The sequence below is a fragment of the Klebsiella sp. RC2 genome, from assembly GCF_014192815.1.
In the GTDB taxonomy this organism is placed as follows: Bacteria; Pseudomonadota; Gammaproteobacteria; order Enterobacterales; family Enterobacteriaceae; genus Klebsiella; species Klebsiella variicola.
In genome coordinates this window covers 62,344-86,148 of the sequence record NZ_JACHYL010000004.1, presented here as the reverse complement: position 1 = coordinate 86,148, position 23,805 = coordinate 62,344, and the positions used below count along the sequence as shown (strand labels likewise).

The 23,805-nt window shown below is 58.6% G+C and carries 22 protein-coding genes; 10 read left to right on the top strand and 12 right to left on the bottom strand.

All coding sequences use genetic code 11. From position 1 onward, the window contains the following. Positions 1 to 2: 2 nt before the first annotated feature. Positions 3 to 677 carry a DNA utilization protein GntX gene (gntX, locus tag FHW76_RS14080; RefSeq protein WP_022065517.1) on the bottom strand — a complete coding sequence of 225 codons (675 nt, stop codon included), beginning with the start codon at positions 675 to 677 and terminating at the stop codon, positions 3 to 5. A gap of 38 nt (positions 678 to 715) precedes the next feature. Here gntX and bioH point away from each other — a divergent pair, with 38 nt between their 5' ends. Both bioH and FHW76_RS14070 read left to right on the top strand, forming a co-directional pair. Further along, positions 716 to 1,489 carry a pimeloyl-ACP methyl ester esterase BioH gene (gene bioH, locus FHW76_RS14075; protein WP_087498404.1) on the top strand — a complete coding sequence of 258 codons (774 nt, stop codon included), beginning with the start codon at positions 716 to 718 and terminating at the stop codon, positions 1,487 to 1,489. A gap of 120 nt (positions 1,490 to 1,609) precedes the next feature. Further along, complete coding sequence (locus FHW76_RS14070; protein ID WP_002920510.1) at positions 1,610 to 1,879, top strand: YdgH/BhsA/McbA-like domain containing protein; 270 nt, start codon at positions 1,610 to 1,612, stop codon at positions 1,877 to 1,879. Positions 1,880 to 1,966: 87 nt separating this feature from the next. On the opposite strand, the gene feoC is transcribed toward FHW76_RS14070, so the two are convergent. From feoC to greB, 5 genes are all read right to left on the bottom strand, one after another. Next, positions 1,967 to 2,206 (bottom strand): [Fe-S]-dependent transcriptional repressor FeoC, encoded by a 240-nt coding sequence (gene feoC, locus FHW76_RS14065; protein WP_004202151.1) that lies wholly within the window; start codon positions 2,204 to 2,206, stop codon positions 1,967 to 1,969. 9 nt (positions 2,207 to 2,215) lie between these two features. After that, positions 2,216 to 4,534, bottom strand: a complete 2,319-nt coding sequence (feoB, locus tag FHW76_RS14060; RefSeq protein WP_183476787.1) for a Fe(2+) transporter permease subunit FeoB — start codon at positions 4,532 to 4,534, stop codon at positions 2,216 to 2,218. 28 nt (positions 4,535 to 4,562) lie between these two features. Beyond that, entirely contained in the window at positions 4,563 to 4,790 is a 228-nt protein-coding gene (gene feoA, locus FHW76_RS14055; protein ID WP_002920506.1) for a ferrous iron transporter A, read from the bottom strand. 419 nt (positions 4,791 to 5,209) lie between these two features. Beyond that, positions 5,210 to 7,540, bottom strand: coding sequence for a Tex family protein (locus tag FHW76_RS14050; protein ID WP_032731344.1), 2,331 nt, complete (start codon positions 7,538 to 7,540; stop codon positions 5,210 to 5,212). Positions 7,541 to 7,640: 100 nt separating this feature from the next. Beyond that, complete coding sequence (greB, locus tag FHW76_RS14045; RefSeq protein WP_008807004.1) at positions 7,641 to 8,114, bottom strand: transcription elongation factor GreB; 474 nt, start codon at positions 8,112 to 8,114, stop codon at positions 7,641 to 7,643. Between the two features lie 227 nt (positions 8,115 to 8,341). Between greB and ompR the strand changes: the two genes are divergently transcribed. Next, a complete protein-coding gene (gene ompR, locus FHW76_RS14040; RefSeq protein WP_001157751.1) occupies positions 8,342 to 9,061 on the top strand; it encodes a two-component system response regulator OmpR in 720 nt (239 codons plus the stop codon). After that, a complete protein-coding gene (envZ, locus tag FHW76_RS14035; RefSeq protein ID WP_012540408.1) occupies positions 9,058 to 10,413 on the top strand; it encodes a two-component system sensor histidine kinase EnvZ in 1,356 nt (451 codons plus the stop codon). The genes ompR and envZ overlap by 4 nt, the downstream gene beginning before the upstream one ends. 77 nt (positions 10,414 to 10,490) lie before the next feature. Here the strand turns inward: envZ and pckA are convergent, their stop codons facing one another. From pckA to FHW76_RS14010, 5 genes are all read right to left on the bottom strand, one after another. Continuing rightward, complete coding sequence (pckA, locus tag FHW76_RS14030) at positions 10,491 to 12,113, bottom strand: phosphoenolpyruvate carboxykinase (ATP) (protein WP_183476786.1); 1,623 nt, start codon at positions 12,111 to 12,113, stop codon at positions 10,491 to 10,493. A 359-nt stretch (positions 12,114 to 12,472) separates the two neighbouring features. Continuing rightward, positions 12,473 to 13,357 (bottom strand): Hsp33 family molecular chaperone HslO, encoded by an 885-nt coding sequence (gene hslO, locus FHW76_RS14025; protein ID WP_008807007.1) that lies wholly within the window; start codon positions 13,355 to 13,357, stop codon positions 12,473 to 12,475. An 18-nt stretch (positions 13,358 to 13,375) separates the two neighbouring features. Then, positions 13,376 to 13,777: a ribosome-associated heat shock protein Hsp15 gene (gene hslR / locus FHW76_RS14020; RefSeq protein ID WP_008807008.1), complete on the bottom strand. Its 402-nt coding sequence runs from the start codon at positions 13,775 to 13,777 to the stop codon at positions 13,376 to 13,378. Then, on the bottom strand, positions 13,774 to 14,457 hold the full coding sequence (gene yrfG / locus FHW76_RS14015; RefSeq protein WP_183476784.1) for a GMP/IMP nucleotidase: 684 nt from the start codon (positions 14,455 to 14,457) through the stop codon (positions 13,774 to 13,776). The genes hslR and yrfG overlap by 4 nt, the downstream gene beginning before the upstream one ends. 60 nt (positions 14,458 to 14,517) lie before the next feature. Then, a complete protein-coding gene (locus FHW76_RS14010; protein ID WP_012540410.1) occupies positions 14,518 to 16,647 on the bottom strand; it encodes an intracellular growth attenuator family protein in 2,130 nt (709 codons plus the stop codon). Between the two features lie 319 nt (positions 16,648 to 16,966). Between FHW76_RS14010 and nudE the strand changes: the two genes are divergently transcribed. Beyond that, positions 16,967 to 17,527 carry an ADP compounds hydrolase NudE gene (gene nudE / locus FHW76_RS14005; RefSeq protein WP_012967138.1) on the top strand — a complete coding sequence of 187 codons (561 nt, stop codon included), beginning with the start codon at positions 16,967 to 16,969 and terminating at the stop codon, positions 17,525 to 17,527. Positions 17,528 to 17,580: 53 nt separating this feature from the next. Here the strand turns inward: nudE and mrcA are convergent, their stop codons facing one another. Next, the gene (gene mrcA, locus FHW76_RS14000) at positions 17,581 to 20,139 is read right to left on the bottom strand and encodes a peptidoglycan glycosyltransferase/peptidoglycan DD-transpeptidase MrcA (protein WP_008807011.1); all 2,559 of its coding nucleotides are present in this window, start codon (positions 20,137 to 20,139) and stop codon (positions 17,581 to 17,583) included. 118 nt (positions 20,140 to 20,257) lie between these two features. Here mrcA and FHW76_RS13995 point away from each other — a divergent pair, with 118 nt between their 5' ends. The 5 genes from FHW76_RS13995 to hofQ are packed head-to-tail and all read left to right on the top strand — an operon-like array spanning position 20,258 to position 23,540. Next, the gene (locus FHW76_RS13995; protein ID WP_012967139.1) at positions 20,258 to 21,058 is read left to right on the top strand and encodes a hypothetical protein; all 801 of its coding nucleotides are present in this window, start codon (positions 20,258 to 20,260) and stop codon (positions 21,056 to 21,058) included. Further along, positions 21,042 to 21,575: a PilN domain-containing protein gene (locus tag FHW76_RS13990; protein WP_012540413.1), complete on the top strand. Its 534-nt coding sequence runs from the start codon at positions 21,042 to 21,044 to the stop codon at positions 21,573 to 21,575. Before FHW76_RS13995 ends, FHW76_RS13990 begins: the two co-directional genes overlap by 17 nt. Next, positions 21,565 to 21,993: a hypothetical protein gene (locus tag FHW76_RS13985; RefSeq protein ID WP_046881979.1), complete on the top strand. Its 429-nt coding sequence runs from the start codon at positions 21,565 to 21,567 to the stop codon at positions 21,991 to 21,993. Before FHW76_RS13990 ends, FHW76_RS13985 begins: the two co-directional genes overlap by 11 nt. Then, on the top strand, positions 21,983 to 22,363 hold the full coding sequence (locus tag FHW76_RS13980; protein WP_016161900.1) for a HofP DNA utilization family protein: 381 nt from the start codon (positions 21,983 to 21,985) through the stop codon (positions 22,361 to 22,363). Before FHW76_RS13985 ends, FHW76_RS13980 begins: the two co-directional genes overlap by 11 nt. Further along, positions 22,299 to 23,540 (top strand): DNA uptake porin HofQ, encoded by a 1,242-nt coding sequence (gene hofQ / locus FHW76_RS13975; protein ID WP_032691266.1) that lies wholly within the window; start codon positions 22,299 to 22,301, stop codon positions 23,538 to 23,540. The genes FHW76_RS13980 and hofQ overlap by 65 nt, the downstream gene beginning before the upstream one ends. The last annotated feature ends 265 nt before the right edge of the window (positions 23,541 to 23,805 follow it).

Sequence of the window (23,805 nt, the reverse complement as noted above, 5' to 3'; positions counted from 1 at the left end):
GTCTACAAGGTACGGCACAAACACCATACCTGAACCGTCGCGGCGCCGTTTCGCAAAAGCAGGCGGGATATCTCGGCGACGGTGCTGCCGGTCGTGACGACATCATCCACGATAGCGATATGGAGTCCCTCCACGGCAAATTCAAGCTGAAAGGCATTTTTCAGGTTCTGCCTGCGCTGGCGGGCATTGAGCGAATGTTGGACGGCGCCGGCTCGCTGGCGCGTCAGGCCTTCCCGATGCCAGACGCAACCTCGCCAGCGGGCTAACGGTCGGCACAGTTCGTCACACTGATTATAACCCCGGCGCCAGCGGCGGCGATGCCACAGCGGTACGCCGACCATACCGTCCACCGGCGGCAAATCGTCACACTGCAGAAGACGCAGCAGCAGCAGGCGCGCCAGGGCGGGCCCCAGCTCCGGACGATGGTGAAACTTCAACTGCTGGACCAGACCGCTCAGCGGCGGGCGATAGTCATTGACTGCCACCAGCCAATGCCAGGGAGGTGGTTTTTGCAGGCAGCGGCCGCAGGGGTGATGGGATGTCGCCGCCGGCAGGCCACACTGGGGGCAGAGCGGGGGGCAGGCGAGCAGGGCGCGGCTGCAGCGGGAGCAGATCCCCCAGCAGGCGACCGCCAGCGGCATTTGGCATAGCCAGCATAAGCTGTGTGCTGTTAGCATATTTGGCCTTCTGTCCAGTAAAAAGAGAACGGTAACGGATGAACGACATCTGGTGGCAAACAATCGGCGAAGGTGATTGTCATCTTGTGCTGCTGCACGGCTGGGGGCTGAACGCTCAGGTATGGGATTGCATCACGCCGCAGCTGGCTTCGCATTTTACCCTCCACCTGGTGGATCTGCCGGGCTATGGCCGCAGCGGCGGATATGGGGCGATGTCGCTCGAGGCGATGGCGCAGCGGGTGCTGGAGCAGGCTCCTCCTCAGGCGGTGTGGCTGGGCTGGAGCCTGGGCGGGCTGGTGGCAAGCCAGGTGGCGATGATGCACCCGGAACGCGTGCAGGCGCTGGTGACGGTTGCCTCTTCCCCCTGTTTCGCGGCCCGTGACGACTGGCCCGGCATCAAGCCCGAGGTGCTGGCCGGGTTTCAGCAGCAGCTGAGCGACGATTTCCAGCGCACCGTCGAGCGATTCCTCGCCCTGCAAACCATGGGCACAGAGAGCGCGCGTCAGGATGCGCGGGCGTTAAAGCAGGCGGTGCTCTCGCTGCCGATGCCTTCCGCCGAGGCGCTGAACGGCGGACTGGAGATCCTCAGAACCGTCGATCTGCGCCAGGCGCTGGTTGGGTTGCCGATACCGTTTCTGCGGCTGTATGGCCGGCTGGACGGACTGGTGCCGCGCAAGATTGTCCCGCTGCTGGATGAGCTGTGGCCGGAAAGCGAGTCAATCCTCTTCGATAAGGCGGCGCATGCGCCGTTTGTTTCCCATCCCGCGGCCTTCTGCGAGCCGCTGCTGGCGTTGAAAACGCGGCTGGGGTAATTTTTTTTGCCGCGCCATGGTAAAAGGGCCATTCCTAGCAATACTTAGGTTGTTACGGTGGTTGATTATTTCATTCCGCCACCGTGACCTACAATAACAACCTTATGGAGAGTAGAGGCTATGAAACTTGTTACAGGAATGGTTGCATCTCTGGTGATTGGCACCCTGTCTTTTGGCGCATTTGCCGCGAAAGAGATCCAAAAAGAAGACGTGGCGAAGATGAATCTGACCAAGGTCGGTAGCATTACGACCTCCAGGACGACGTCACCGATGGACGCCCGACGCGATCTGTCGAAAAAAGCCGATGAGCTGGGTGGGAAATACTTTGTGGTGATTGCCGGGCAGAAAAACGAAAAAACCGTACACGCTAACGCTGACGTTTATAAATAATCCAGTCATAAAAAAACGGGCCTGCTGGCCCGTTTTTCACTGCTGTCTTACTCGTTTTACCCGCTGCGCGATCTGGCCTGACTCTTTTCATCGCAGCGCCCACCACTCCTGCTGGCACGCCGCTTTCCCTTCAGGACAGCTTTTACAGCTGCCTGAGAGACAGCCCTCGCTCGTTTCGCTGATCCGTACCACCTTACCCATGGCTTCCATCCGTTCCAGCATCGCGTCAATCAGCGGCTGAGGCGTCCGCAGGCGGGCGCTGAGCTGTTTCGCCTCCATGCGGCCCTGCAGGGCCAGCATATCGCGGACTTCCATTAACGACGCCACAGACCCTCCTTAGTGGCAATCGCCAGCCGGGCTGGAACAGCAGGAGGCCGGCGTTTTTCGGGTGGCCAGCAGCGAGACGTCCACCCGGCTGCGCGCCCGGCGCAGCAGGCCGAAGAGCACCACGTTGAACAACACCACTGCCAGGATACACACCAGGCTGTAGCGCGGATGGTCGCTAAAGCTGACGGTCTGGTAATAGAGCGTCGAGAGCGAATAGGCGATATTCAGCCCCCACAGGATGGAGAAGGTCATCCAGCCGCGGCTCGATTCGCGGGCGATGGCGCCCATCACCGAGATGCAGGGGATATAGAGCAGAACGAAGATCAGGTAGCTGTATGCCGCCGCCGCGCTGCCAAATTTACTGCCCATCACGCCCATGGCGCCGGTGGCCATCTCGCCATCGCCTTTGCTGGCTTCGATGGGGTTGGCCAGGACGCTGAGGCTGAAGGTGTCTTTCAGTCCCTGCCATGTTTCGTCGACGGCGGCGAGCAGTTCTTCGCCGAGGCTGAAGGTCTGCGGATTGAATTCCTCATTCTGGATATCTTCGGCGGTATAGAGGGTGTTCAGCGTACCGACCACCACCTCCTTCGCCATCGCGCCGGTAAACAGGCCGACGGTGGCCTGCCAGTTATCTTCATGCACGCCGATCGGTTTAAACACCGGCGTAATGACCCGGCTCACCGAGGCCAGCGCGGAGTCGTTGATGTTGTCGACGACCTTACCGCTCAGCGAGAAGCTGTTCAGCGCGCTGAGGAAGATGCTGACAATGACGATCACCTTCCCGGCGCGCAGCACAAAGCCTTTCAGGCGCTGCCAGGTCTGGATAATCAGGCTCTTGATGTGCGGGACGTGGTACACCGGCAGCTCCATCACGAACGGCGAGGCTTCGCCACGCATAATGGTGTGCTTCAGCATCAGGCCGGTGAGAATGGCCATCACAATGCCCAGCACGTAGAGCGAGAAGACCGCCAGCGCACCGTTCTGACCAAAGAACGCGGCCGCGAAGACGGCGAAGATCGCCAGCCGCGCGCCGCAGGACATAAACGGCGCCATCATAATGGTCATCAGACGCTCGCGCGGTGCGTCAAGGGTGCGGGCGCCCATCACCGACGGCACGTTGCAGCCGAAACCGACAATCAACGGGACAAAGGATTTCCCCGGCAGGCCGAGGGCTTGCATCAGGCGGTCCATGACAAAGGCGGCGCGCGCCATGTAGCCGGAGTCCTCGAGGAAGGAGAGGAACAGATACATCATGCCGATCTGCGGCACCAGCGGCAGTACGGTGTTGATACCGCCGCCGATCCCCTGGGCGAGGAACACGGTCAGCCAGTCCGGGAAGTGCAGGGTGTAGCCCAGCCATTGAATACCGTGAATAAAGACCGCGACCGAACCGGCATCAAAAATCGGCTGCAGCGCGCCGCCGATGTTTATCGCCAGCAGGAACATCAGGTACATGACAAAGAGAAAAATCGGCAACCCGAGGAAGCGGTTGAGGATCACTTTGTCCATCGCCGCGGTGAAGCGGCTCGGCTCGGCGGTCAGGGTGTTGCTGACGGCGTCGCAAATGGCGGCGATGGTCTGATAGCGTGCGTCTGCGATATGCAACGCCGGGTCGTCGATCTCGTCGCTGAGATTCGCCAGAGCAATATCCAGTTTATCGGCGGCGTCGCCGGCATAGGCCCGGCTGTAGATATCGCCCTCCAGCATCTGCAGACCCAGCCAGCGCCGCTGCCGGGTCGGGATCTGCGCTGACATCTGCTGCGCCAGCAGGTCAGCTTCGCGCAGCAGCGGCTGCGGATAGTGAACCAGCTCAATATCGCTGTTCGCCTGATGACGGTCGAGGGCAATCTTCAGCGCTTCGATCCCGCGTCCGCGGGTTGAGACCAGCGGAATGACCGGGCAGCCGAGACGGGCGGCGAGGGCGTCGATATCGATACGCACCTGCTGCTTTTCGGCGATATCCAGCATGTTCAGCGCGACGACGCAGGGGATCCCCAGCTCGAGCAGCTGCAGCGTCAGATAGAGGTTTCGCTCAAGGTTGGAGGCATCAACCACGTTAATCAGCATGTCGGCGTCGCCGCTCAGGATGTAGTGGCAGGCAATCTGCTCGTCCAGCGAGGTCTGCGAAGAGATGGTGGTCAGGGAGTAGGTCCCCGGGAGGTCGACCAGCGTGATCTGATGGTCAGTGGTGGCGAAAACGCCCTCTTTACGCTCAACGGTGACCCCGGCCCAGTTGCCTACGCGCTGGCGGGCACCGGTCAGCTGATTAAATAAGGTGGTCTTGCCAGAATTAGGATTACCAATTAAACCAACGGTTAATTTTTTCATATTTCAGACTCTTGTGCCGGGCCAGCCGTTATTGTGCAACCGCTTCCAGTTCGATTAAGGCGAGATCTTTTTTGCGTAATACCAGACTGACGCGTCGGGTTTCAATATGAACAGGATCGCCGAGTGGCGCTACGCGAACCACATGAAATGAGGAACCGGGCAGCATGCCGAGGGAGAGTAATTTCTGACGGTATGCTGGGCTAATATCGCGGGAGAATCCGGTAATTTTCCACGCACTATCAGGTGTGAATTGCATAGGGCCTACTTGTCTATCGCTAACCGAAGAAGAATTTTCCGGACGCCTGGAGGCAGCTGCGCCGGGGACCGTAGCCAACGAAAAAGGAAAAAACGTTCTGAAAGTGATGATAATGAGAATGGTTTTTATCATCAATACATATGATGCGCTTCGCGCTATTTTTATAGCGAAAATCACCTTTTTATTGATATGCCGCAAAATCCAGTCGGTGATCAAATAGCGCAAAATATTATTTCGGCGATCTAATGTTTAATTAAGGTTTCTTAAGTTAACGAAATGAAAATAATAATTTCGCGACCTTTCCTTAACGGAATTAATGCAGATTATCAGAAATGACTGAACCCGTTTTGCGCGTAATGGCGGCCGTATCGCCAGGGGATAAAAAATGAAAACTGCCCCTGAAAAGGGGCAGGGAGAGATTAGCGTTTTTTACCCATCGCCGCAGCGAGGGCATCCATCATTGCGCTGTTACCGGCAGGCTGTGCCTCGCGACCGCGGGGTTTGGCGGCTTTCGCGGCCGGGCGGTTGCCCTGGGGGCGATCCTGACCGCCGCCGCGGCGGGCGTTGCTGTCGCCTGGCTGCTCGTCGAGACGCATGGTCAGAGCGATACGTTTACGCGGCAGATCGACTTCCATGACTTTGACCTTCACGATGTCGCCCGCTTTCACCACGGTGTGCGGATCTTCAACAAACCGGTCAGAAAGCGACGAAATGTGTACCAGTCCATCCTGATGGACGCCGATATCGACAAACGCGCCGAAATTGGTGACGTTGGTGACGGCGCCTTCCAGGATCATCCCCGGCAGCAGATCGTTCATGGTCTCTACGCCGTCGGCGAACTTCGCCGTCTTAAACTCCGGACGCGGATCGCGGCCCGGTTTTTCCAGCTCTTTGATAATGTCGGTGACGGTCGGAACGCCGAACTTCTCATCGGTGAAATCCACGGCCTTCAGATGACGCAGTTCGCTGCTGTTGCCCATCAGATCTTTCAGCGCCTGCTGGGTGGCGGCCAGAATGCGCTCGACCACCGGATAGGCTTCCGGGTGCACGGTGGAGGCATCCAGCGGGTTGTCGCCGTGGTTGATACGCAGGAAGCCGGCGCACTGTTCAAAGGCTTTCGGCCCCAGACGGCTGACCTTCAGCAACTGCTGGCGATTCTGGAACTGGCCGTTCTCGTCGCGCCAGGCAACGATGTTCTGCGCCATCATGCGGGTCAGGCCGGCGACGCGGGTCAGCAGCGGAACGGAGGCGGTGTTCAGGTCAACGCCGACGGCGTTCACGCAGTCTTCCACCACCGCGTCCAGCTTACGCGCCAGCTGGGTCTGGCTGACATCGTGCTGATACTGGCCGACGCCAATCGATTTCGGGTCGATTTTCACCAGCTCGGCCAGGGGATCCTGCAGACGGCGGGCGATGGAGACCGCGCCGCGCAGCGACACGTCGAGGTCCGGGAACTCCTGGGCCGCCAGCTCGGAGGCGGAGTAAACGGAAGCCCCGGCTTCGCTGACGATCACCTTCTGGGCGGTGACTTTCGGGAACTGCTTCTGCACGTCGAGGAAGAAACGCTCGGTTTCACGCGAGGCGGTACCATTGCCGATGGCCACCAGCTCAACATTGTACTTTTCACACAGCGCGGCGACGACGACGGCCGCTTTGGCGGCCTGGCCGGTATGGGGATAGATGGTATCGGTGGCGACCAGTTTACCGGTGGCGTCGACGACGGCCACTTTCACCCCGGTGCGCAGGCCCGGATCGAGTCCCATGGTGGCGCGCAGCCCGGCGGGCGCGGCCATCAGGAGGTCGTGCAGGTTACGGGCGAAGACGTTGATGGCTTCGTCCTCCGCGCGCTCGCGCACGGTGCCCATCAGCTCGGTTTCGAGGTGCATCAGGACTTTGATACGCCAGGTCCAGCTGACGACACCTTTACGCCAGCTGTCCGCCGGGGCGTTATTCAGGCGCAGGCCAAGGTGGTGGATAATAATTTGCTCGCCGTGGCTCTCTTTCGGCGGCTCGTCAAACTGCGGATCGGCGTTTAAAGAGAGCTGCAGCACGCCTTCGTTGCGACCGCGGAACATCGCCAGCGCGCGATGCGACGGCACGGTGGCGATCGGTTCATGGTGATCGAAGTAGTCGCGGAATTTGGCGCCTTCCTCTTCTTTGCCGCTGACGACGGTGGAGACCAGGTGGGCGTTTTTCCACAGATAGTCACGGACCTTCGCCAGCAGCGCGGCGTCTTCGGCAAACCGCTCCATCAGAATATAGCGCGCGCCGTCCAGGGCCGCTTTGCTGTCGGCGATGCCGTTGTCAGCGTTAATATATTTTGCGGCTTCCGCTTCCGGATCGTGGGCCGGTTCGTTCCACAGCAGGTCAGCCAGCGGCTCCAGCCCGGCTTCGATGGCGATCTGCCCGCGGGTACGGCGCTTCGGCTTGTACGGCAGGTAGAGGTCTTCCAGTTCGGTTTTGCTCAGCGTGGAGGTGATGGCTTTTTCCAGCGCGTCGGTCAGTTTGCCCTGTTCAGCGATGGATTTGAGGATCGCCTGACGACGGTCTTCCAGTTCGCGCAGATAGCCAAGGCGAGTTTCCAGATTACGCAGCTGCGTGTCATCCAGACCGCCGGTGACTTCTTTACGATAACGTGCAATAAACGGCACGGTGTTCCCTTCATCAAGCAGGCGAACGGCAGCTTCTACCTGTTCGGCTCTGGCCTGAAGTTCACCCGCAATAATGCGGCAGAGCGAATCATTCATCATGGCTTTTAATTCATCTTTAGGGTCAAAAATCAGGGACTAGTTATACGGACTGACGGCTGAAAATGCCAGTCGCGCCCGGTGTCTCTCGGAAAGTTCTTGTCTATTTTACGTATTCGATCTCGTTGACATACCAGCTGGCTTCGCCCGCCGGCGTGTTAACGATAGCCAGATCGCCGACCTCTTTTTTCAGCAAGGCCCGCGCCATCGGTGAGTCGATGGAGATGTAGTCTTTGCGGCCAAAAATTTCATCGTAGCCGACGATGCGAAAGCGTTTGGTATCGCCCTCGTCGTTTTCGATCTCTACCCAGGCGCCGAAGAAGACTTTGCCTTCCTGCTGCGGGGAATAATCGACGATCTTTAACTGTTCCAGACATTTGGTCAGATAGCGGACCCGGCGATCGATCTCCCGCAGGCGCTTTTTGTTGTACTGGTAGTCCGCGTTCTCGCTGCGGTCGCCAAGGCTGGCGGCCCAGGTGACCTTTTTGGTCACTTCCGGGCGCTCCTGGCGCCACAGGTAGTCCATTTCCTGCTTCAGTTTTTCATATCCCTCGCGGGTGATCAGCGGCGTTTTCATCGTGAGTTCAACCTTCTGACAGTCTGTCGTTGCGCACAATTTGTAGCGCGTAATAATACCGACAGGATAAATACTGTGTCTTATGATTAAATGTATACTTAACCTGCTGTTAAATATGCTTTGTAACAATTTAGCCTGGAATATATACCAGATTTAGCTGGTGAGCGCGCCGGGCTTTTTTGAGAATACGCACTGACTATTGCAGTGAACCTTTGGGAGTACAAACAATGCAAGAGAATTATAAGATTCTGGTTGTGGATGACGACATGCGCCTGCGTGCGCTGCTCGAACGTTATCTGACCGAGCAGGGCTTCCAGGTTCGTAGCGTGGCGAACGCCGAACAGATGGATCGTCTGTTAACCCGTGAATCCTTCCACCTGATGGTGCTGGATCTGATGCTGCCTGGGGAAGATGGTCTCTCGATTTGCCGTCGTCTGCGCAGTCAGAGCAACCCGATGCCGATCATTATGGTGACGGCGAAAGGTGAAGAGGTTGACCGGATCGTTGGCCTGGAAATCGGGGCTGACGACTACATTCCGAAGCCGTTTAACCCGCGTGAACTGCTGGCCCGTATTCGGGCGGTGCTGCGTCGTCAGGCGAATGAACTGCCGGGCGCGCCATCGCAGGAAGAGGCGGTTATCGCCTTTGGTAAATTCAAACTGAACCTGGGCACCCGCGAGATGTTCCGTGAAGACGAGCCGATGCCGTTGACCAGCGGCGAATTTGCGGTCCTGAAGGCGCTGGTGAGTCATCCTCGCGAACCGCTGTCGCGCGATAAGCTGATGAACCTCGCCCGCGGGCGCGAATATTCTGCGATGGAGCGCTCCATCGACGTTCAGATCTCCCGCCTGCGCCGCATGGTGGAAGAGGACCCGGCGCATCCGCGCTATATCCAGACCGTCTGGGGTCTGGGCTACGTCTTCGTCCCGGACGGCTCTAAGGCATGAAACGCGTGCGCTTTTCGCCGCGCAGCTCCTTTGCTCGCACGCTGCTCCTGATCGTCACCTTGCTGTTCGTCAGCCTGGTGACGACCTATCTGGTGGTACTGAATTTCGCGATCCTGCCGAGTCTCCAGCAGTTTAATAAAGTATTGGCCTACGAAGTCCGTATGCTGATGACCGACAAACTGCAGCTGGAGGATGGCACCCAGCTGGTGGTGCCCCCGGCGTTTCGTCGTGAAATTTATCGTGAGCTGGGGATTTCGCTCTATTCCAATGAAGCGGCGGAAGACGCAGGGCTGCGCTGGGCGCAGCATTATGAATTCTTAAGCCAGCAGATGGCGCATCAGCTCGGCGGCCCCACTGAGGTGCGGGTGGAGGTCAATAAAAGCTCCCCCGTGGTGTGGCTGAAGACCTGGCTGTCGCCCAATATCTGGGTGCGGGTACCGCTGACCGAAATTCATCAGGGCGACTTCTCGCCGCTGTTCCGCTATACCCTGGCGATCATGCTGTTGGCGATAGGCGGCGCCTGGCTGTTTATCCGTATTCAGAACCGTCCGCTGGTAGATCTCGAACACGCGGCGCTGCAGGTCGGGCGCGGTATTATCCCGCCGCCGCTGCGAGAGTACGGCGCCTCTGAGGTGCGCTCGGTGACCCGCGCCTTTAACCATATGGCCGCGGGCGTGAAGCAGCTGGCTGACGACCGTACGTTGCTGATGGCCGGGGTCAGCCACGATTTACGTACTCCGCTGACGCGCATTCGTCTGGCCACCGAGATGATGGGCGAGCAGGACGGGTATCTCGCTGAGTCGATCAATAAAGATATCGAAGAGTGCAACGCCATCATCGAGCAGTTTATCGACTATCTGCGCACCGGGCAGGAGATGCCGATGGAGCTGGCGGACCTCAATGCTGTACTGGGCGAAGTGATCGCCGCAGAGAGCGGCTATGAACGTGAGATCGCCACCGCCCTGCAGGCCGGTGAAATCCCGGTACGCATGCACCCGCTTTCTATCAAGCGTGCGCTGGCGAATATGGTGGTGAATGCGGCTCGCTATGGCAATGGCTGGATCAAGGTCAGCAGCGGCAGCGAAGCGAGCCGGGCCTGGTTCCAGGTGGAAGATGACGGGCCGGGGATCAAACCTGAGCAGCGCGAACATCTGTTCCAGCCGTTTGTACGCGGCGATAGCGCCCGCAGTACCAGCGGCACCGGGCTGGGGCTGGCGATTGTTCAGCGTATTATCGACAATCACAACGGCCGGCTGGAGATTGGCTCCAGCGAACGCGGCGGATTACTGATCCGCGCCTGGCTACCGGTGCACCGGATGCTGGCGCCGATGAAACCCGCCAAAGAGAGCTGAGTGCGGCCGAGGTTGGCCGATCAGGACGTTGCACAACAAAAAGCCGGGCAAGCCCGGCTTTTTCACCTCTGCGCCCGTTAGCGCTGCGGCCCTGCCGCCACCAGCGTGGCGCCCGCTGGCGTATCGGTATACTTCTCAAAGTTCTTGATAAACAGCTTCGCCAGCTGATCGGCTTTTTCCTGCCACTGCTCCGGGGAACCATAGGTGCTGCGCGGATCGAGGATCTGGGTATCCACACCCGGGAGCGCCGTTGGGATCTGCAGGTTAAACATCGGCAGGGTAAAGGTCTCCGCGTTGTCCAGCGAGCCATTGAGGATGGCGTCGATGATGGCGCGGGTATCTTTAATCGAGATACGCTTGCCGGTGCCGTTCCAGCCGGTATTGACCAGATAAGCCTGCGCGCCGGCCGCCTGCATACGTTTAACCAGCACTTCGGCGTACTGTGTCGGATGCAGCGACAGGAAGGCGGCGCCAAAGCAGGCGGAGAAGGTTGGCGTGGGCTCGGTCACGCCGCGTTCGGTGCCGGCCAGTTTGGCGGTAAACCCGGACAGGAAATGGTACTGCGTCTGATCGGCGGTCAGGCGGGAGACCGGCGGCAGGACGCCGAACGCATCGGCCGTCAGGAAGATCACTTTGGTGGCGTGACCCGCTTTGGAAACCGGTTTAACAATGTTGTCGATATGGTCGATGGGGTAGGAGACGCGGGTGTTTTCAGTCTTCGAACCGTCATCGAAATCGATCGTGCCATCGGCGCGCACCACCACGTTTTCCAGCAGAGCATTGCGGCGAATGGCGTGATAGATATCCGGCTCGGCCGCTTCAGAGAGCTTGATGGTCTTGGCGTAGCAGCCCCCTTCGAAGTTAAACACGCCGTCGTCATCCCAGCCATGTTCATCATCGCCAATCAGGCGGCGTTTTGGATCGGTGGAGAGGGTGGTTTTGCCGGTGCCTGAGAGGCCGAAGAAAATAGCGACATCGCCTTTTTCGCCGACGTTGGCTGAGCAGTGCATGGAGGCGATGCCCTTCAGCGGCAGCAGGTAGTTCATGATCGAGAACATCCCTTTCTTCATTTCGCCACCATACCAGGTGCCGCCGATCAGCTGGATGCGTTCGGTGAGGTTGAAGGCGATGAAGTTTTCTGAGTTCAGACCTTGCTCTTTCCACTGCGGATTGGTGCACTTCGCGCCGTTCATCACGATGAAGTCGGGCTCGAAGTCCGCCAGCTCTTCATCGCTCGGGCGGATGAACATGTTTTTAACGAAGTGCGCCTGCCAGGCCACTTCGGTAATAAAGCGCACGCTGAGACGGGTATCGGCGTTGGCGCCGCAGAAGGCGTCGACGATAAACAGCCGTTTACCGGACAACTGCTGGGTCACCAGCCCTTTCAGATGCTGCCAGGTTTCCTGTGAAAGCGGCTTGTTGTCGTTTTTACCTTTGCCTTTATCGGACCACCAGACGGTATCGCGGGTGGTGTCGTCGCGAACGAGATACTTATCTTTCGGAGAACGACCGGTAAAAATGCCCGTGTCGACGGCGATAGCACCCAGACTGGTTAATACGCCACGTTCGTAACCTTCCAGGCTGGGGTCGAGCTCTTCCTGAAACAACATATCGTAGCTGGGGTTGTGGACGATATCCTGAACGTCATTGATACCATAAGCCTTGAGATCCTGCGGGGTTAAACCATGATTAACGCGCATGTCACTGCTCCTTAGCCAAGATGTACTGCTGTAAATTGTAGGGTTTCTTACCGGGTATTGACCGCGACCAGGCTCATAGATTTACGTATCTCGACATTCCTCAGAATGACGAAAAAAACGGTGACTCCTGTCACGAAGTGAAGTGGATTATCTCAGGAAATGGGCGGATGTTGGGGGTAGATGTTTATTAATGGTTAAAAAGTAATTAAAAAAACTACTGAATTGTGAATGTAATCGCTTTCCTGGAATAAAATTACGTAACTCTTTCAGGGAAAATCGATTCAACTCGTGAATAAATAAAAGTCAGGCACAAGGCGACGAACAACATCGCCACCCTGTACCTGTGGAAGACGCGGGGATTAATGGACCTGTGGGTCGGCCGGAGAGGCGTTATTACGGATCTCGGCAATATCCATGGCATTGAAGATATAGTGGTTACCGCAGTAGTCGCAGTGCATATCAATCTCGCCTTCATCGGCGAGGATGCTATCTATCTCTTCATCCGGCAGGGTCTTCAGCGCGCCAGCGCAGCGTTCACGAGAACACGTACATTTGAACTCGACGCTCTGCGGCTCGTAGACCGTGACCTCTTCCTCATGGTACAGGCGCCACAGCACATCGTTCGCCGGCAGGGTGAACAGCTCTTCCGCCTTGATGGTCTCGGTGAGCGTCGCCAGGTGCTCGAAGTCGGTTGTCTGGGTATCCTGCGCCGGCATCACCTGCAGCAGCATCCCACCGGCCATCGGCTGACCTTCATGTTCCCCGGTGCGAATGATGAGGCGCGTCGGCAGCTGCTCTGAACGCTGGAAGTAATCTTCCAGGCAGGCGGCCAGCGTATCGCCTTCCAGACCGACCACACCCTGATAACGTTCACCCTCTTTCGGGGAGATGGTAATGACCAGATAGCCGTTGCCGACCATCGTTTTCAGATCCGCATCGTCCGCAATATCGCCCTGCACGCGCGCGACGCCGCGCAACTGCTGCTGGTTATTGCCGTTGATCACCGCCAGCTGTAAAGGGCCATCGCCCTGCAGCTGAACGGTAATATCACCAGCAAACTTCAGCGTCGCGGTCAGCAGGCTGGTGGCGACCAGCAGCTCCGCCAGCACCGTTTTCACCGGCTGTGGATAGGTGTGATTGGCCAGAATCTGTTCCAGGGTTTCCGACACCGTCACCAGCTCGCCGCGTACGGCATAGTTTTCAAACAGATAACGATGTAATTGATCGTGTTGAGTCATAATCATCTCTCTTTCTGGCGCGAGTTACTCACTCTCGCCGTGTTTAAATCTCATCAGGTCGCGGCGCTCTTTCTTGTCCGGACGTCTGTCAGGGTGCGGCATGGTCAGGGCGTTCATTTTGCGCGCCAGGGCCACTTTTTCACGCTTCTCGATACTTTCCGCTGTCTCTTCATACAGGGCGACGGCTTCACTTGCCGGGCGGCGCTGTTCGGTAATACCGACGATCCGTACCGTACGCTCGTCATTGCCCTGGCGCAGCGTCAGCATGGCGTCCAGCTCGACAATTTTCCCGGGTTTGCTGCGTTGTCCGTTGTAATGCACCTTGCCGCCTTCAATCATCTCCCGCGCCAGTGCGCGGGTCTTGTAAAAGCGGGCGGCCCAAAGCCATTTGTCCAGTCTGACGGTTTCGCTGGGCTTCTCTTTCATCGCCTCTCCTTCGGGGTAAGCGAAGGGATCAGTCGCCGGTAATCATTCAGCCCTGGGTGGCGCAGATACTGCTTTTCCGCCAGCCCGGAGTCGGGATTGGTAATGCCCAGGCAGTAACGAATGCCAAATTCCCTCGCGGCATCCAGAATCGCCTCGCTGTCGTCGACAAACAGCGTTTTATGGGCCTCAAGGCCAGTCTCCTCCGCCACGACGCGCCACAGGCGCTGATCCTCTTTCGGATAACCAAATGTGTGGGTGGAAAGTAATAAATCAAGGTGCGCATCCAGGCCGGTGTGTTTGAGCTTCACCGCCAGATTGTGGGGATGGGCATTGGTCAACAGAATGCGTCGCTTACCGCAGGCCTTGAGCGCATCAAGGAACGGCACCGTATCCTCGCGCAGCGTGGCGCGCGGACCCTGTTCGCTGGTCATCGCACAAATATCCAAACCCAGGCGCTCGCTCCAGTAATCCAGACAGTACCAGTTTAGCGTATGCTGCACGGCGTGATACTCCTGGCGCATGGCGTCTTTCGCCTCCTGCAGATTGAGGCCGCGGGCGGCTCCCCAGGTTTCAGGCACCAGCGTTTGCCAGAAATAGTTGTCAAAAGCGAGGTCCAGGAGCGTGCCGTCCATATCCAGCAGAACGGTATCAACCTCCTGCCAGGCGATATCAAAATGCATGATGACTCTCCAGCGAGCAGAAAATGGGCGACAGGGTATCATACCCTGTCGCCGGGAAAATTAATCTTGCGGGTCAGACGCGGGGAGCAGTACCGGGTTCAGGCAGCTTTCGTAATATTTCTGAATCTCTTCCATACGCTGGCGATGGCGTTGATAACGACGCAGCGCCTGTATGCCGTGGTAAGCCATGCATCCCAGCATCGACAACAGCAGCAGCGTAATGCCCAGATAGCGCCACAGTCCGCTGCGGTCGGGGATGCGGTGCAGATTGATATGCTGGGTGCCGTTGGCGTCGGTAAACAGATTGGTGACGATCCCTTCGGCGTGGAAAGGGGTATGCATGAGCATACCGGCCAGCCGCCGCAGCTCGCTCCACTGCTCATGTGCCGGATAATCATACAGGCTCACCGCCGGCCACGGCTGATTGACCAGCACGCTGCCTTCATCGCTGGCGATCAAGAAACCGCCGGGCGCCGGGCTGTTTAGCGCCTGCGCGGCTCGCGAAGTTTCACGCATTACAAAGGGGGCGGTGGAAGTGGTCACCAGATTCTCCAGCGACTCCGCGCTGACCGGGCGCAGCAGCACGTTCACGCCGTCCAGTTTTCCGGCGGTGGCGCGCTTGGTTAATGCCTCCCAGTTACGGGTATTCCCGAGATTGACCAGCGCGTTTTTCAGGCGCAGGCAGTCATCCTTTGCCGAGCAGAGATCGTTGGTTTTCAGGACGATATCGCCGAAATCATCCAGCAGCACCATGCCTGATTTCTGAATCGCGGAGCGCAGCGCCGGGCTGACGCGGGAGTCATCGTCGGTTTCCGGGTGCAGCTGGCGCTGGACGGACTGCATCAGGGCGGTCGCTTTGCTGACAATATCAGACTCCGGCAGCGGCAGAGGAGGGGCGTCGTTCCATACAATCTGTGAACAATCGAAAGGCAGGAACGGCGAATCCTCTTTGGCCGACCAGCTACCCGGCGTACGGATATTACACATCCCGGTGCCTGTCAGGCGCAGCGTATCGCCAATGCGCACATGGGCTTTTGCCAGCTGGTCGACGGTTGTCGCTTCAATCGTCTGGGCGCCCTTCAACCACGACAGGGTGAACTTAAACGGCATATTTAGCGGTACGCTGACCCACAGCATGATCACCACTACCAGCGCGCCGGCGGCGATAATCGCGCTGCGCAGCCAGTACTGTAGCGGGAAGTTTTTCACTTCATCATGGAGCGACAGGTAGCGTCCCTGGCGGGCCACGTGACGGTTGAGATAGATATCAATATCGGTCTGCTGTCCCAGGTCCTGGGCGATCCATGGCTGCCAGTGGCGCGGATAGATGAGATCGATAATACCCAGCGAAATGTTATTGATATGTTCCTGATCGTTTTCGCCAAACAGACCCCAGCGTTTGGGAACGCCCCGCAGGCAGTGAATTTCGCGCAACGCGGCGCGGCGCGGCGGGGCATAGATCCCCCCCACGCCAGCGGCGAGAAGCAGTACCCCCGCGGCCACCAGCCAGGGGGTAAAAACGGCTGGCCCAATCAGGCTGAAATAAAAGAACAGGAAGGAGGCGACGATCAGGATCGCTTCGCGCAGCCCATCCGGCCGGTTGAGGGCGTGTTCTTCCCGACTTTCCCGACGGATCTGCCGTAGCTCTACCTGTTCGCTCTCTTCGCCGCGAATGGAGGCCTGGGTGGCCGATGCGCGTTCCAGGGCGTAGCTTTGCGCCTCCTGACGATAGTCGCTCAGGCTATGTCCGTTAAGGGTGATAACCAGCGGCAGGCTGTCGGTGGGGATCAGCTCAACGCTGTTTTCGTCGTTGATATGCTGTTCCCAGAACGGCGGCAGATGGACTTCCACCGAATCGAGAAAGTAGCGCCATTTATTCGGCGCGTCGGTAGTGATCCCGTAGCGAGTGATGGCTCGCGTCACCGCGTAGACCGTATCACTCTGTTCATTCAGCGCCAAAGCGACGGGTGCGGTCGTTGCGCCGGACGCCGGGACCTGCAGGGTGCGACTGAGCTCCGCAAGATACTTTTCGATAGCCTGACGCTCATCGGCAGGAAGCGGCCGCGTAGTGGCGTCGCTAAAGGCGTGCAGTAGAGGAAGGCGTCGGCGTCTGGCGTGAGCGCGGTACCACCATCCGATGAGCAATACGCAGATTAGCAGAGCTGTAAGGAAAATCAGAAAGGTGCCCATGCCCATCCCATCATAGTTATTTTTTCTTACGATATCGTCGGTGAACGTGAAGACTAACGTCAAGCTGCAGTGTTAGTGGCGCACCTGGTTACAGGGTAGTGAATATGTCATGCAGCAACGCATAAGCTTACCAAAAACGTTAATGCGCAGAAATCGGTAAATTCTCAAACAGAATTCAAGCTATTGACTTTTTTATCTTTATTACTTTCCCCTTTGCCGGTAAAAGGTTACAACTCTGTAAATAAGTAGCGATTTGGATTGCCGAAAGCGTGTTGCGTATCGCACAATGACTGCTTAATCACAGCATAGACCGATGACAATGAGCAAATCATTACAAAAACCCACCATTCTCAATGTTGAAACTGTCGCCCGTTCGCGCCTCTTTAATGTCGAAAGCGTCGATCTGGAATTCAGCAACGGTGTGCGTCGCGTTTATGAACGTATGCGGCCATCCACCCGTGAAGCGGTGATGATTGTGCCGATTGTTGATGATCACATTATTTTGATTCGCGAGTATGCCGTCGGCACGGAATCCTACGAGCTGGGTTTCTCCAAAGGGCTGATTGACCCGGGTGAAACCGTGGATGAAGCAGCGAATCGCGAGCTGAAAGAAGAGGTTGGCTTTGGCGCCAATAAGCTGACGTTTCTGAAGAAGCTCAGTATGGCCCCCTCTTACTTCTCCAGCAAAATGAATATCCTGGTGGCGGAAGACCTCTATCCTGAGTCACTGCCGGGCGATGAACCTGAGCCGCTGCCGCAGGTGCGCTGGCCGCTGGCGCAGCTGATGTCGCTGCTGGATGAAGAAGATTTTAACGAAGCCCGTAACGTCAGCGCGCTGTTTTTAGTGCGCGAGTGGCTGCTGGCTCAGGGCCGACTCTGAGAGAAAGCGCGCCGTTAGCAGCAATAAAAAAGCGCCCGCAGGCGCTTTTTTTGTCAGAACAGTTCGTGGGTTTCACCACCGCCGTCAGTCAGGGTGGTGCCCACCTCATGGACCGCCTGCTGCGTGGGCTGGGTTCCTTCAATGAAGTATTCCGCGCGGCTGTTGCCCCCGTTAGCCAACTGACCAGTGCTGCGGTCGATATTCACCGTGACGATCCCCGGCGGCGGGGTTAACGGTTCTTCCGGCACCCCCTCCAGCACGCTCTTCATAAAGCTGTCCCAGGCCGGCTGGGCACTTTTAGCACCGCCCTCATAGCCGGAGATCTGATCTTTAATCGCCCCGGAGGCGGTGGTGCGGCCAAGATCGCGACGATGATCGTCAAAGCCGATCCATACCGAAGTCACTACACCTGGGCCGTAGCCTGAGAACCAGGCATCCTTCGAGCTGTTGGTGGTCCCGGTTTTCCCGCCGATGTCATGCCGCTGCAGATCGCGTCCGGCACGCCAGCCGGTTCCCATCCAGCCCGGTTCGCCAAAGATGTTGCTGTTCAGTGCGCTTTTTATCAGGAACGACAGCGGCGTGTTAATCACATGCGGCGCGTATTCCTGGGCGCCGCTCTGTGCAACCAGCGACTGGTTGGCCTGCTCCAGCTGCGGCTGTGGCGGCACGTTGCCGTTCTGCGGTTCCGTCGAGGTGGCGACATCTTCCACATCTTTATTTTCCAGCACGTTGGATTTTGGCGTATCACCGTAAATGACCGGTAAATCACACTGCGGGCAGGCGATTTTCGGACGTTCTTCGAAGAGAACGCCGCCCTGATCATTCTCAATCTTACTGATAAAGAACGGGTTGACCAGGAAGCCGCCGTTGGCCATCACCGAATATCCGCGGGCAACCTGCAGGGGCGTAAAGGAGGCGGAGCCCAGGGCCAGCGATTCTGTGTGGACAATGTTTTGCGCCGGGAAGCCAAAGCGCTGCAGATACTCGGCGGCATAGTCAACGCCCATGGCGCGCATAGCGCGCACCATCACCACGTTTTTCGACTGTCCAAGCCCCTGGCGTAAACGAATCGGACCGGCATACTGCGGCGGCGAGTTCTTCGGCCGCCAGTCGGATCCTGCGCCTGCGTCCCAGCGCGAGATCGGCACATCGTTGAGCATACTGGCCAGCGTTAAGCCTTTATCCATCGCGGCGGTATAGAGGAACGGCTTAATGTTGGAGCCGACCTGACGCAGCGCCTGAGTGGCGCGGTTGAACTTGCTCTGGTTAAAGTCAAACCCGCCGACGAGAGCAATAATCGCGCCGTTTTGCGGATTAATGGAGACCAGCGCTGAGTTGACGTCCGGGACCTGTGACAGCCACCAGCCGTCAGCCACTTTACGAACCCAGATCTGCTGCCCGGCCTGCAGGACGTCGTTGACTTTACGCGGGGTCGCCCCCTGCTGCGTATCCGAGATAAAGCGCCGGGCCCAGCGCACGCCGTCCATCGTCAGAGAAACCGAGTCGCCGTTAGCCAACAGCGCGACGGCCTCCTGGGCATTCGCGGAAGTGACCACCGCCGGGAAAAGCGGGCCGTAGCCAGACTGACGCTTCAGCGAGTCGATGATTTTCTTCGTCTCCCACGGCGTTTCACCGACTTTCCATAGCACGCTGGCCGGGCCGCGGTAGCCGTGACGCATATCGTAATCCAGCACGTTATTGCGTACCGCCTGCTGGGCTGCCTGCTGATTCTTGCGAGTAATGGTGGTGTAAACCCGGTAGCCATCTTCATAGGCCTGCTCGCCGTAGCGATTCACCATCTCCTGGCGCACCATTTCGCTCAGGTAAGGGGCGGAGAAAGCGATTTTCGGCGCGTGATAGCTGGCGTCGATCGCTTCGCTGCGCGCCTCATCATATTGCGCCTGGGTGATGTACCCCTCGCTCAACATACGCGACAGCACCACGTTGCGACGGGCGGTCGCGCGATCCATGGAATAGAGTGGGTTAAAGGTAGAAGGCGCTTTCGGCAGACCGGCAATCACCGCCATCTCACTCAGGGTCAACTGGTCGATAGGTTTGCCAAAATAGACCTGCGCCGCGGCGCCGACGCCATAGGCGCGGTAGCCGAGGTAGATCTTGTTCAGATACAGCTCAAGGATTTCATCTTTGTTCAGCAACTGCTCGATGCGGATAGCCAGAAAGGCCTCTTTAATCTTACGCATCAACGTCTTCTCGGGGCTGAGGAAGAAGTTACGTGCTAACTGCTGGGTGATGGTGCTGGCGCCCTGGGAGGCATGGCCTGAAAACATCGCCACGCTGGCGGCGCGGAAAATACCCACCGGATCGACGCCGTGGTGCTCATAGAAACGGCTGTCTTCAGTGGCGATAAACGCTTTCACCAGCTCGGGGGGAATTTGCTGCAGCGTCACAGGGATACGGCGTTTTTCGCCATATTGCGCAATAAGCTCACCGTCGGCGCTATAGACCTGCATCGGGATCTGCAAACGCACATCCTTCAGGGTTGCGACGTCGGGGAGTTGCGGCTCTATGTATTTGTAGAGGCCAAAAATCGAGCCTGCTCCCAGCAGTACGCAACAGACTGCAAGGATCAATAGATACTTTACGAACTTCACCGGTGTTTTCCCATTTAGTTTTATTTGGGCAGTTTATAAACAAACGCGCGGTAGTATAAAGGCAAGCCAGGTGCATTGATATAGCCGGACAGTTTTGCCGGATAAGGAGATCGTAAGCATGGCTTTCAGAAACTGGCGGATCGGAATGCATATCCAGCAGGATAGCATCGCCATTGTCGCGCTATTGCATGAACGCTCACACTGGGCGCTGCGCCGCTGGTGGCGTATTCCGCTGCCGCCAGGCCTGGTACGGCAGGGGATGGTGGTGGACGTCAGCGCCCTTGGCGCACAGCTTAGCGCCTGGCGGCGGGAGCTACCGGTGCAGCATCAGGTCAGTATCGCTTTCCCCGCCGTTCGCACGCTGCAAAAGCGCCTGCCGTATCCCCAGTTCGCCCTGCGGGATCGTGAACAGGCGACGTGGATAGCCAGCGCGATGACCCAGCAACTGGCGATGCCCGCCGCCTCCTTAAGCATTGATTATGCTCCCACCTCGCGGGATGACGGTTGGCAGGTCACGGCGGCGCAGCGGCTGGACATCAATGTCCTGCGGGCGCTGGCAGGACGGCTACGACTGCGGGTAGCGGCCATCGTGCCGGATGCCAGCGCGCTCGGCGCGTTTGTCCCCTTGCTGAACCCGCAGTCGCAGGGCCTCGCGTGGCGGGATGAAAATCACTGGCTATGGGCGACGCAGGAGGCCTGGGGTTGTGTCACCTGCGATGAGGTGAAGTCGTTAAGCCAGCTGGCGGAGCAGCTTCAGGTTCCTTTGCGTCTGTGCGCTGACGCTGGCGACGAGGCCAGCAACTTAGATGTCTGGCAGGTCATTCACCGCCGGCAGCCTCCTCTGCCGGTCGATGGCGATCGCTACGCTATCGCCCTTGGGCTGGCGCTGGGGAGTGAACACCATGACGCATGCCGTTAATCTTCTCCCCTGGCGCGACCTGCGGCGGCGCCAGCGCCTGCGCTTCATCCTGCTGATTGCTACCGGCATTATGCTGCTGGGATTGATGATCCTGCAGGTATGTCGCACGGTCCGTCTGCAGCATCTCGCCCTGGCGACACTCCACGCGACGGCCGACGCGCAGTTGCTCGCCTCGCTTAAACAGCGCGAGCTTCCAATGCGCGAGGCGTGGCAGCAGCACCAGCGTCATCGTCAACAGCAACGGCGTAGAGCGGCGATCGCCGCCTGGCAACCCAGGCTGCTGGCGCTGGCGGCAGATCTGCCCGCGCAGGCGTGGCTGACGCGGCTGGATTACCAGGGCGCGGTTCTGACCGTGAACGGCCTGGCCCTCAACCTTCAGGCGCTGGCCGGACTGGAGCGCATTCTGACCAATGTGGCGGGATTCGCGCCGGCAAAAGCGGGCGGAACGCAGCGCGACGCCGAGGGACGCTGGCAGTTCAGTTTTACCCTTGCAGAAGAGCGTGCCGATGTGGATTAGCAGCCGGCGCAGCCAGGCGGTGCTGCTGACCCTGCTCGCGATGGGGGGGCTGGGCTTCGGCGTTACGCTCTGGTGCGCTGCCGGGCCGCCGCTGGCGGCAGTGTCCCGCGACCCCGTCCTGCAAACGCAGTGGCGCCGGGTGATGGCATTGCGCATGCCTGCCGGTGAAACACCCGGAGGGCGCATCGACAAGCAGCCGTTTTCGCCGATAGCCATTCCGCTTGCCGGGGTGAAGCTTATCGCCTGGCGACCTCAGGGAAGCGGGGGCGAGATGGAGCTGACCCTGCCCTGGCAGACGCTGCCCGCACTTTTTTCCTGGCTGGCGCGCTGCGGGATGAACCCGCGATCGTTCTCGCTGGAGCGTGAGGCGCAGGTGCTCCGCCTGCGTTTGCAACTGGAGGCGGCAGATGGGACGTAAACGCTGGGCTTTACTGTGGCTGCCGCTGTCGCTGCTGGCGGCCGAGCGCGATCCTTTTCAGCCGGTAGAGGATCCCTGCCGCACGGTGCAGTTATCACAATGGCGCTATGGCGGCGCGGCCGGGGATGGCGCAGGCTGGACGGGGTTTCTGCAGGACGGGAGCGGCAAATGGCGGCGGGTGCGCATGGATGATCAATTGCCCACGGGCTGGCGGGTGAGCCGGCTGACGGCCGGTGAGCTGGAGATCGCCACACCTGCGGGGTGTGAACCGCCAGCGTGGCGCTGGCAACGTGAAGGGAAACAATATGATGCGATGGATAAGCCTGCTGCTTCTGCTGCTGCCGCTGGCGGCGGGCGCCGCCCGAAATGAAAAGACAATTTCGCTGGTGGTCGATGACGCGCCGGTGGCTCATGTGCTGCAAGCGCTGGCCGAAATGAACCACAAGAACCTTGTTGTGGCGCCGGACGTTAGCGGTACGCTCTCCCTGCATCTGCAAACGGTTCCCTGGACCCAGGCGCTGCGGGCGGTGGCGGATAGCGCAGGCCTCTCTTTGCAACAGCAGGGAACGGTCATCTACGCGCATACCCAGGCCTGGCAAAAGGCGAATCAGGCGCAGCGTGAAGCGGAACAGGAGAAACGCCTGCAGAACCTGCCCCTGCAGGCCGAGAACGTGACCCTGCACTATGCCGATGCCGAGGAGCTGGCTAAAACGGGCGGTAAGTTGCTGAGCGCCAGGGGGCACCTGATGGCGGACAAACGGACCAACCGTCTGCTGATCCGCGATGATGCCCGGCATCTGCCGGCGTTGAAAGCCTGGGCGCAGGAGATGGATTTGCCCGTCGGACAGGTGGAGCTGGCCGCTCATATCGTGTCGATGAGCGAAACCAGCCTTCGCGAGCTGGGGGTGAAGTGGCGGCTGGCGGAGGCCGGAGGCTCGCCGGGATCAGGACAAATCACCACCCTGAGCAGCGATATGTCGGTGAACGATGCCAGCACCCGTGCGGGGTTTAACATCGGCAAGATTAACGGTCGCTTACTCGAACTGGAACTTTCCGCGCTGGAGCGCAAGCAGCAGGTCGATATTATCGCCAGCCCTCGTTTGCTGGCCTCGCATATGCAGCCCGCCAGCATCAAGCAGGGGAGCGAGATCCCCTATCAGGTTTCCAGCGGTGAAAGCGGCGCCACGTCGGTGGAATTTAAAGAGGCCGTGCTGGGCATGGAGGTGACGCCGACGGTGCTGCAGCAGGGGAGAGTGCGGCTGAAGCTGAGGATCAGCGAAAATACGCCGGGTCAGGTGCTGAAGCAGGATAATGGCGAGGCGCTGGCCATCGATAAACAGGAGATAGAAACCCTGGTGGAAGTTCGCAGCGGCGAGACGTTAGCGTTGGGCGGCATCTTTTCGCAGAAAAACAAAACCGCCCGCGACAGCGTCCCGCTGCTTGGCGATATCCCGGTGCTGGGGCGTCTGTTTCGTCGCGACGGGAAAGATAATGAACGCCGTGAACTGGTTGTCTTTATTACGCCACGGATTCTGGCGGTACGTTAAGCAGGTTTTTCATGCTAAACACGTTTCAGGTGTTTGACGTGAGGACGGATTTAGCATACAAGGGGTACCGATTTGAGAGTCGGGTACGACATCAATCCTCCCTTTATTGTCCGGCGATTTTATTCAGTTGCCAAACCAGCCGGAGTATTGAGATAATTTTTAGTCTGACTCTCGCTCTATTGCATATGAGGTTTCAGTTCATGCCCTGCGGCGCTGGGTGTCTGCGAAGCGGGTTTATCATTAACGAATAGTCTTAGTAGTACCG

What these genes read in the sequence shown, in the direction of transcription:
- FHW76_RS13980 (WP_016161900.1), top strand. Translation starts at nt 21,983, where the DNA reads ATGGGACGTAAACGCTGGGCTTTACTGTGGCTGCCGCTGTCGCTGCTG.
- bioH (WP_087498404.1), top strand. Translation starts at nt 716, where the DNA reads ATGAACGACATCTGGTGGCAAACAATCGGCGAAGGTGATTGTCATCTT.
- yrfG (WP_183476784.1), bottom strand. Translation starts at nt 14,457, where the DNA reads ATGCATTTTGATATCGCCTGGCAGGAGGTTGATACCGTTCTGCTGGAT.
- FHW76_RS13985 (WP_046881979.1), top strand. Translation starts at nt 21,565, where the DNA reads ATGTGGATTAGCAGCCGGCGCAGCCAGGCGGTGCTGCTGACCCTGCTC.
- FHW76_RS14070 (WP_002920510.1), top strand. Translation starts at nt 1,610, where the DNA reads ATGAAACTTGTTACAGGAATGGTTGCATCTCTGGTGATTGGCACCCTG.
- FHW76_RS13995 (WP_012967139.1), top strand. Translation starts at nt 20,258, where the DNA reads ATGGCTTTCAGAAACTGGCGGATCGGAATGCATATCCAGCAGGATAGC.
- feoA (WP_002920506.1), bottom strand. Translation starts at nt 4,790, where the DNA reads ATGCAATTCACACCTGATAGTGCGTGGAAAATTACCGGATTCTCCCGC.
- greB (WP_008807004.1), bottom strand. Translation starts at nt 8,114, where the DNA reads ATGAAAACGCCGCTGATCACCCGCGAGGGATATGAAAAACTGAAGCAG.
- pckA (WP_183476786.1), bottom strand. Translation starts at nt 12,113, where the DNA reads ATGCGCGTTAATCATGGTTTAACCCCGCAGGATCTCAAGGCTTATGGT.
- FHW76_RS14010 (WP_012540410.1), bottom strand. Translation starts at nt 16,647, where the DNA reads ATGGGCACCTTTCTGATTTTCCTTACAGCTCTGCTAATCTGCGTATTG.
- FHW76_RS14050 (WP_032731344.1), bottom strand. Translation starts at nt 7,540, where the DNA reads ATGATGAATGATTCGCTCTGCCGCATTATTGCGGGTGAACTTCAGGCC.
- hofQ (WP_032691266.1), top strand. Translation starts at nt 22,299, where the DNA reads ATGATGCGATGGATAAGCCTGCTGCTTCTGCTGCTGCCGCTGGCGGCG.
- feoB (WP_183476787.1), bottom strand. Translation starts at nt 4,534, where the DNA reads ATGAAAAAATTAACCGTTGGTTTAATTGGTAATCCTAATTCTGGCAAG.
- FHW76_RS13990 (WP_012540413.1), top strand. Translation starts at nt 21,042, where the DNA reads ATGACGCATGCCGTTAATCTTCTCCCCTGGCGCGACCTGCGGCGGCGC.
- ompR (WP_001157751.1), top strand. Translation starts at nt 8,342, where the DNA reads ATGCAAGAGAATTATAAGATTCTGGTTGTGGATGACGACATGCGCCTG.
- hslO (WP_008807007.1), bottom strand. Translation starts at nt 13,357, where the DNA reads ATGATTATGACTCAACACGATCAATTACATCGTTATCTGTTTGAAAAC.
- hslR (WP_008807008.1), bottom strand. Translation starts at nt 13,777, where the DNA reads ATGAAAGAGAAGCCCAGCGAAACCGTCAGACTGGACAAATGGCTTTGG.
- nudE (WP_012967138.1), top strand. Translation starts at nt 16,967, where the DNA reads ATGAGCAAATCATTACAAAAACCCACCATTCTCAATGTTGAAACTGTC.
- envZ (WP_012540408.1), top strand. Translation starts at nt 9,058, where the DNA reads ATGAAACGCGTGCGCTTTTCGCCGCGCAGCTCCTTTGCTCGCACGCTG.
- gntX (WP_022065517.1), bottom strand. Translation starts at nt 677, where the DNA reads ATGCTAACAGCACACAGCTTATGCTGGCTATGCCAAATGCCGCTGGCG.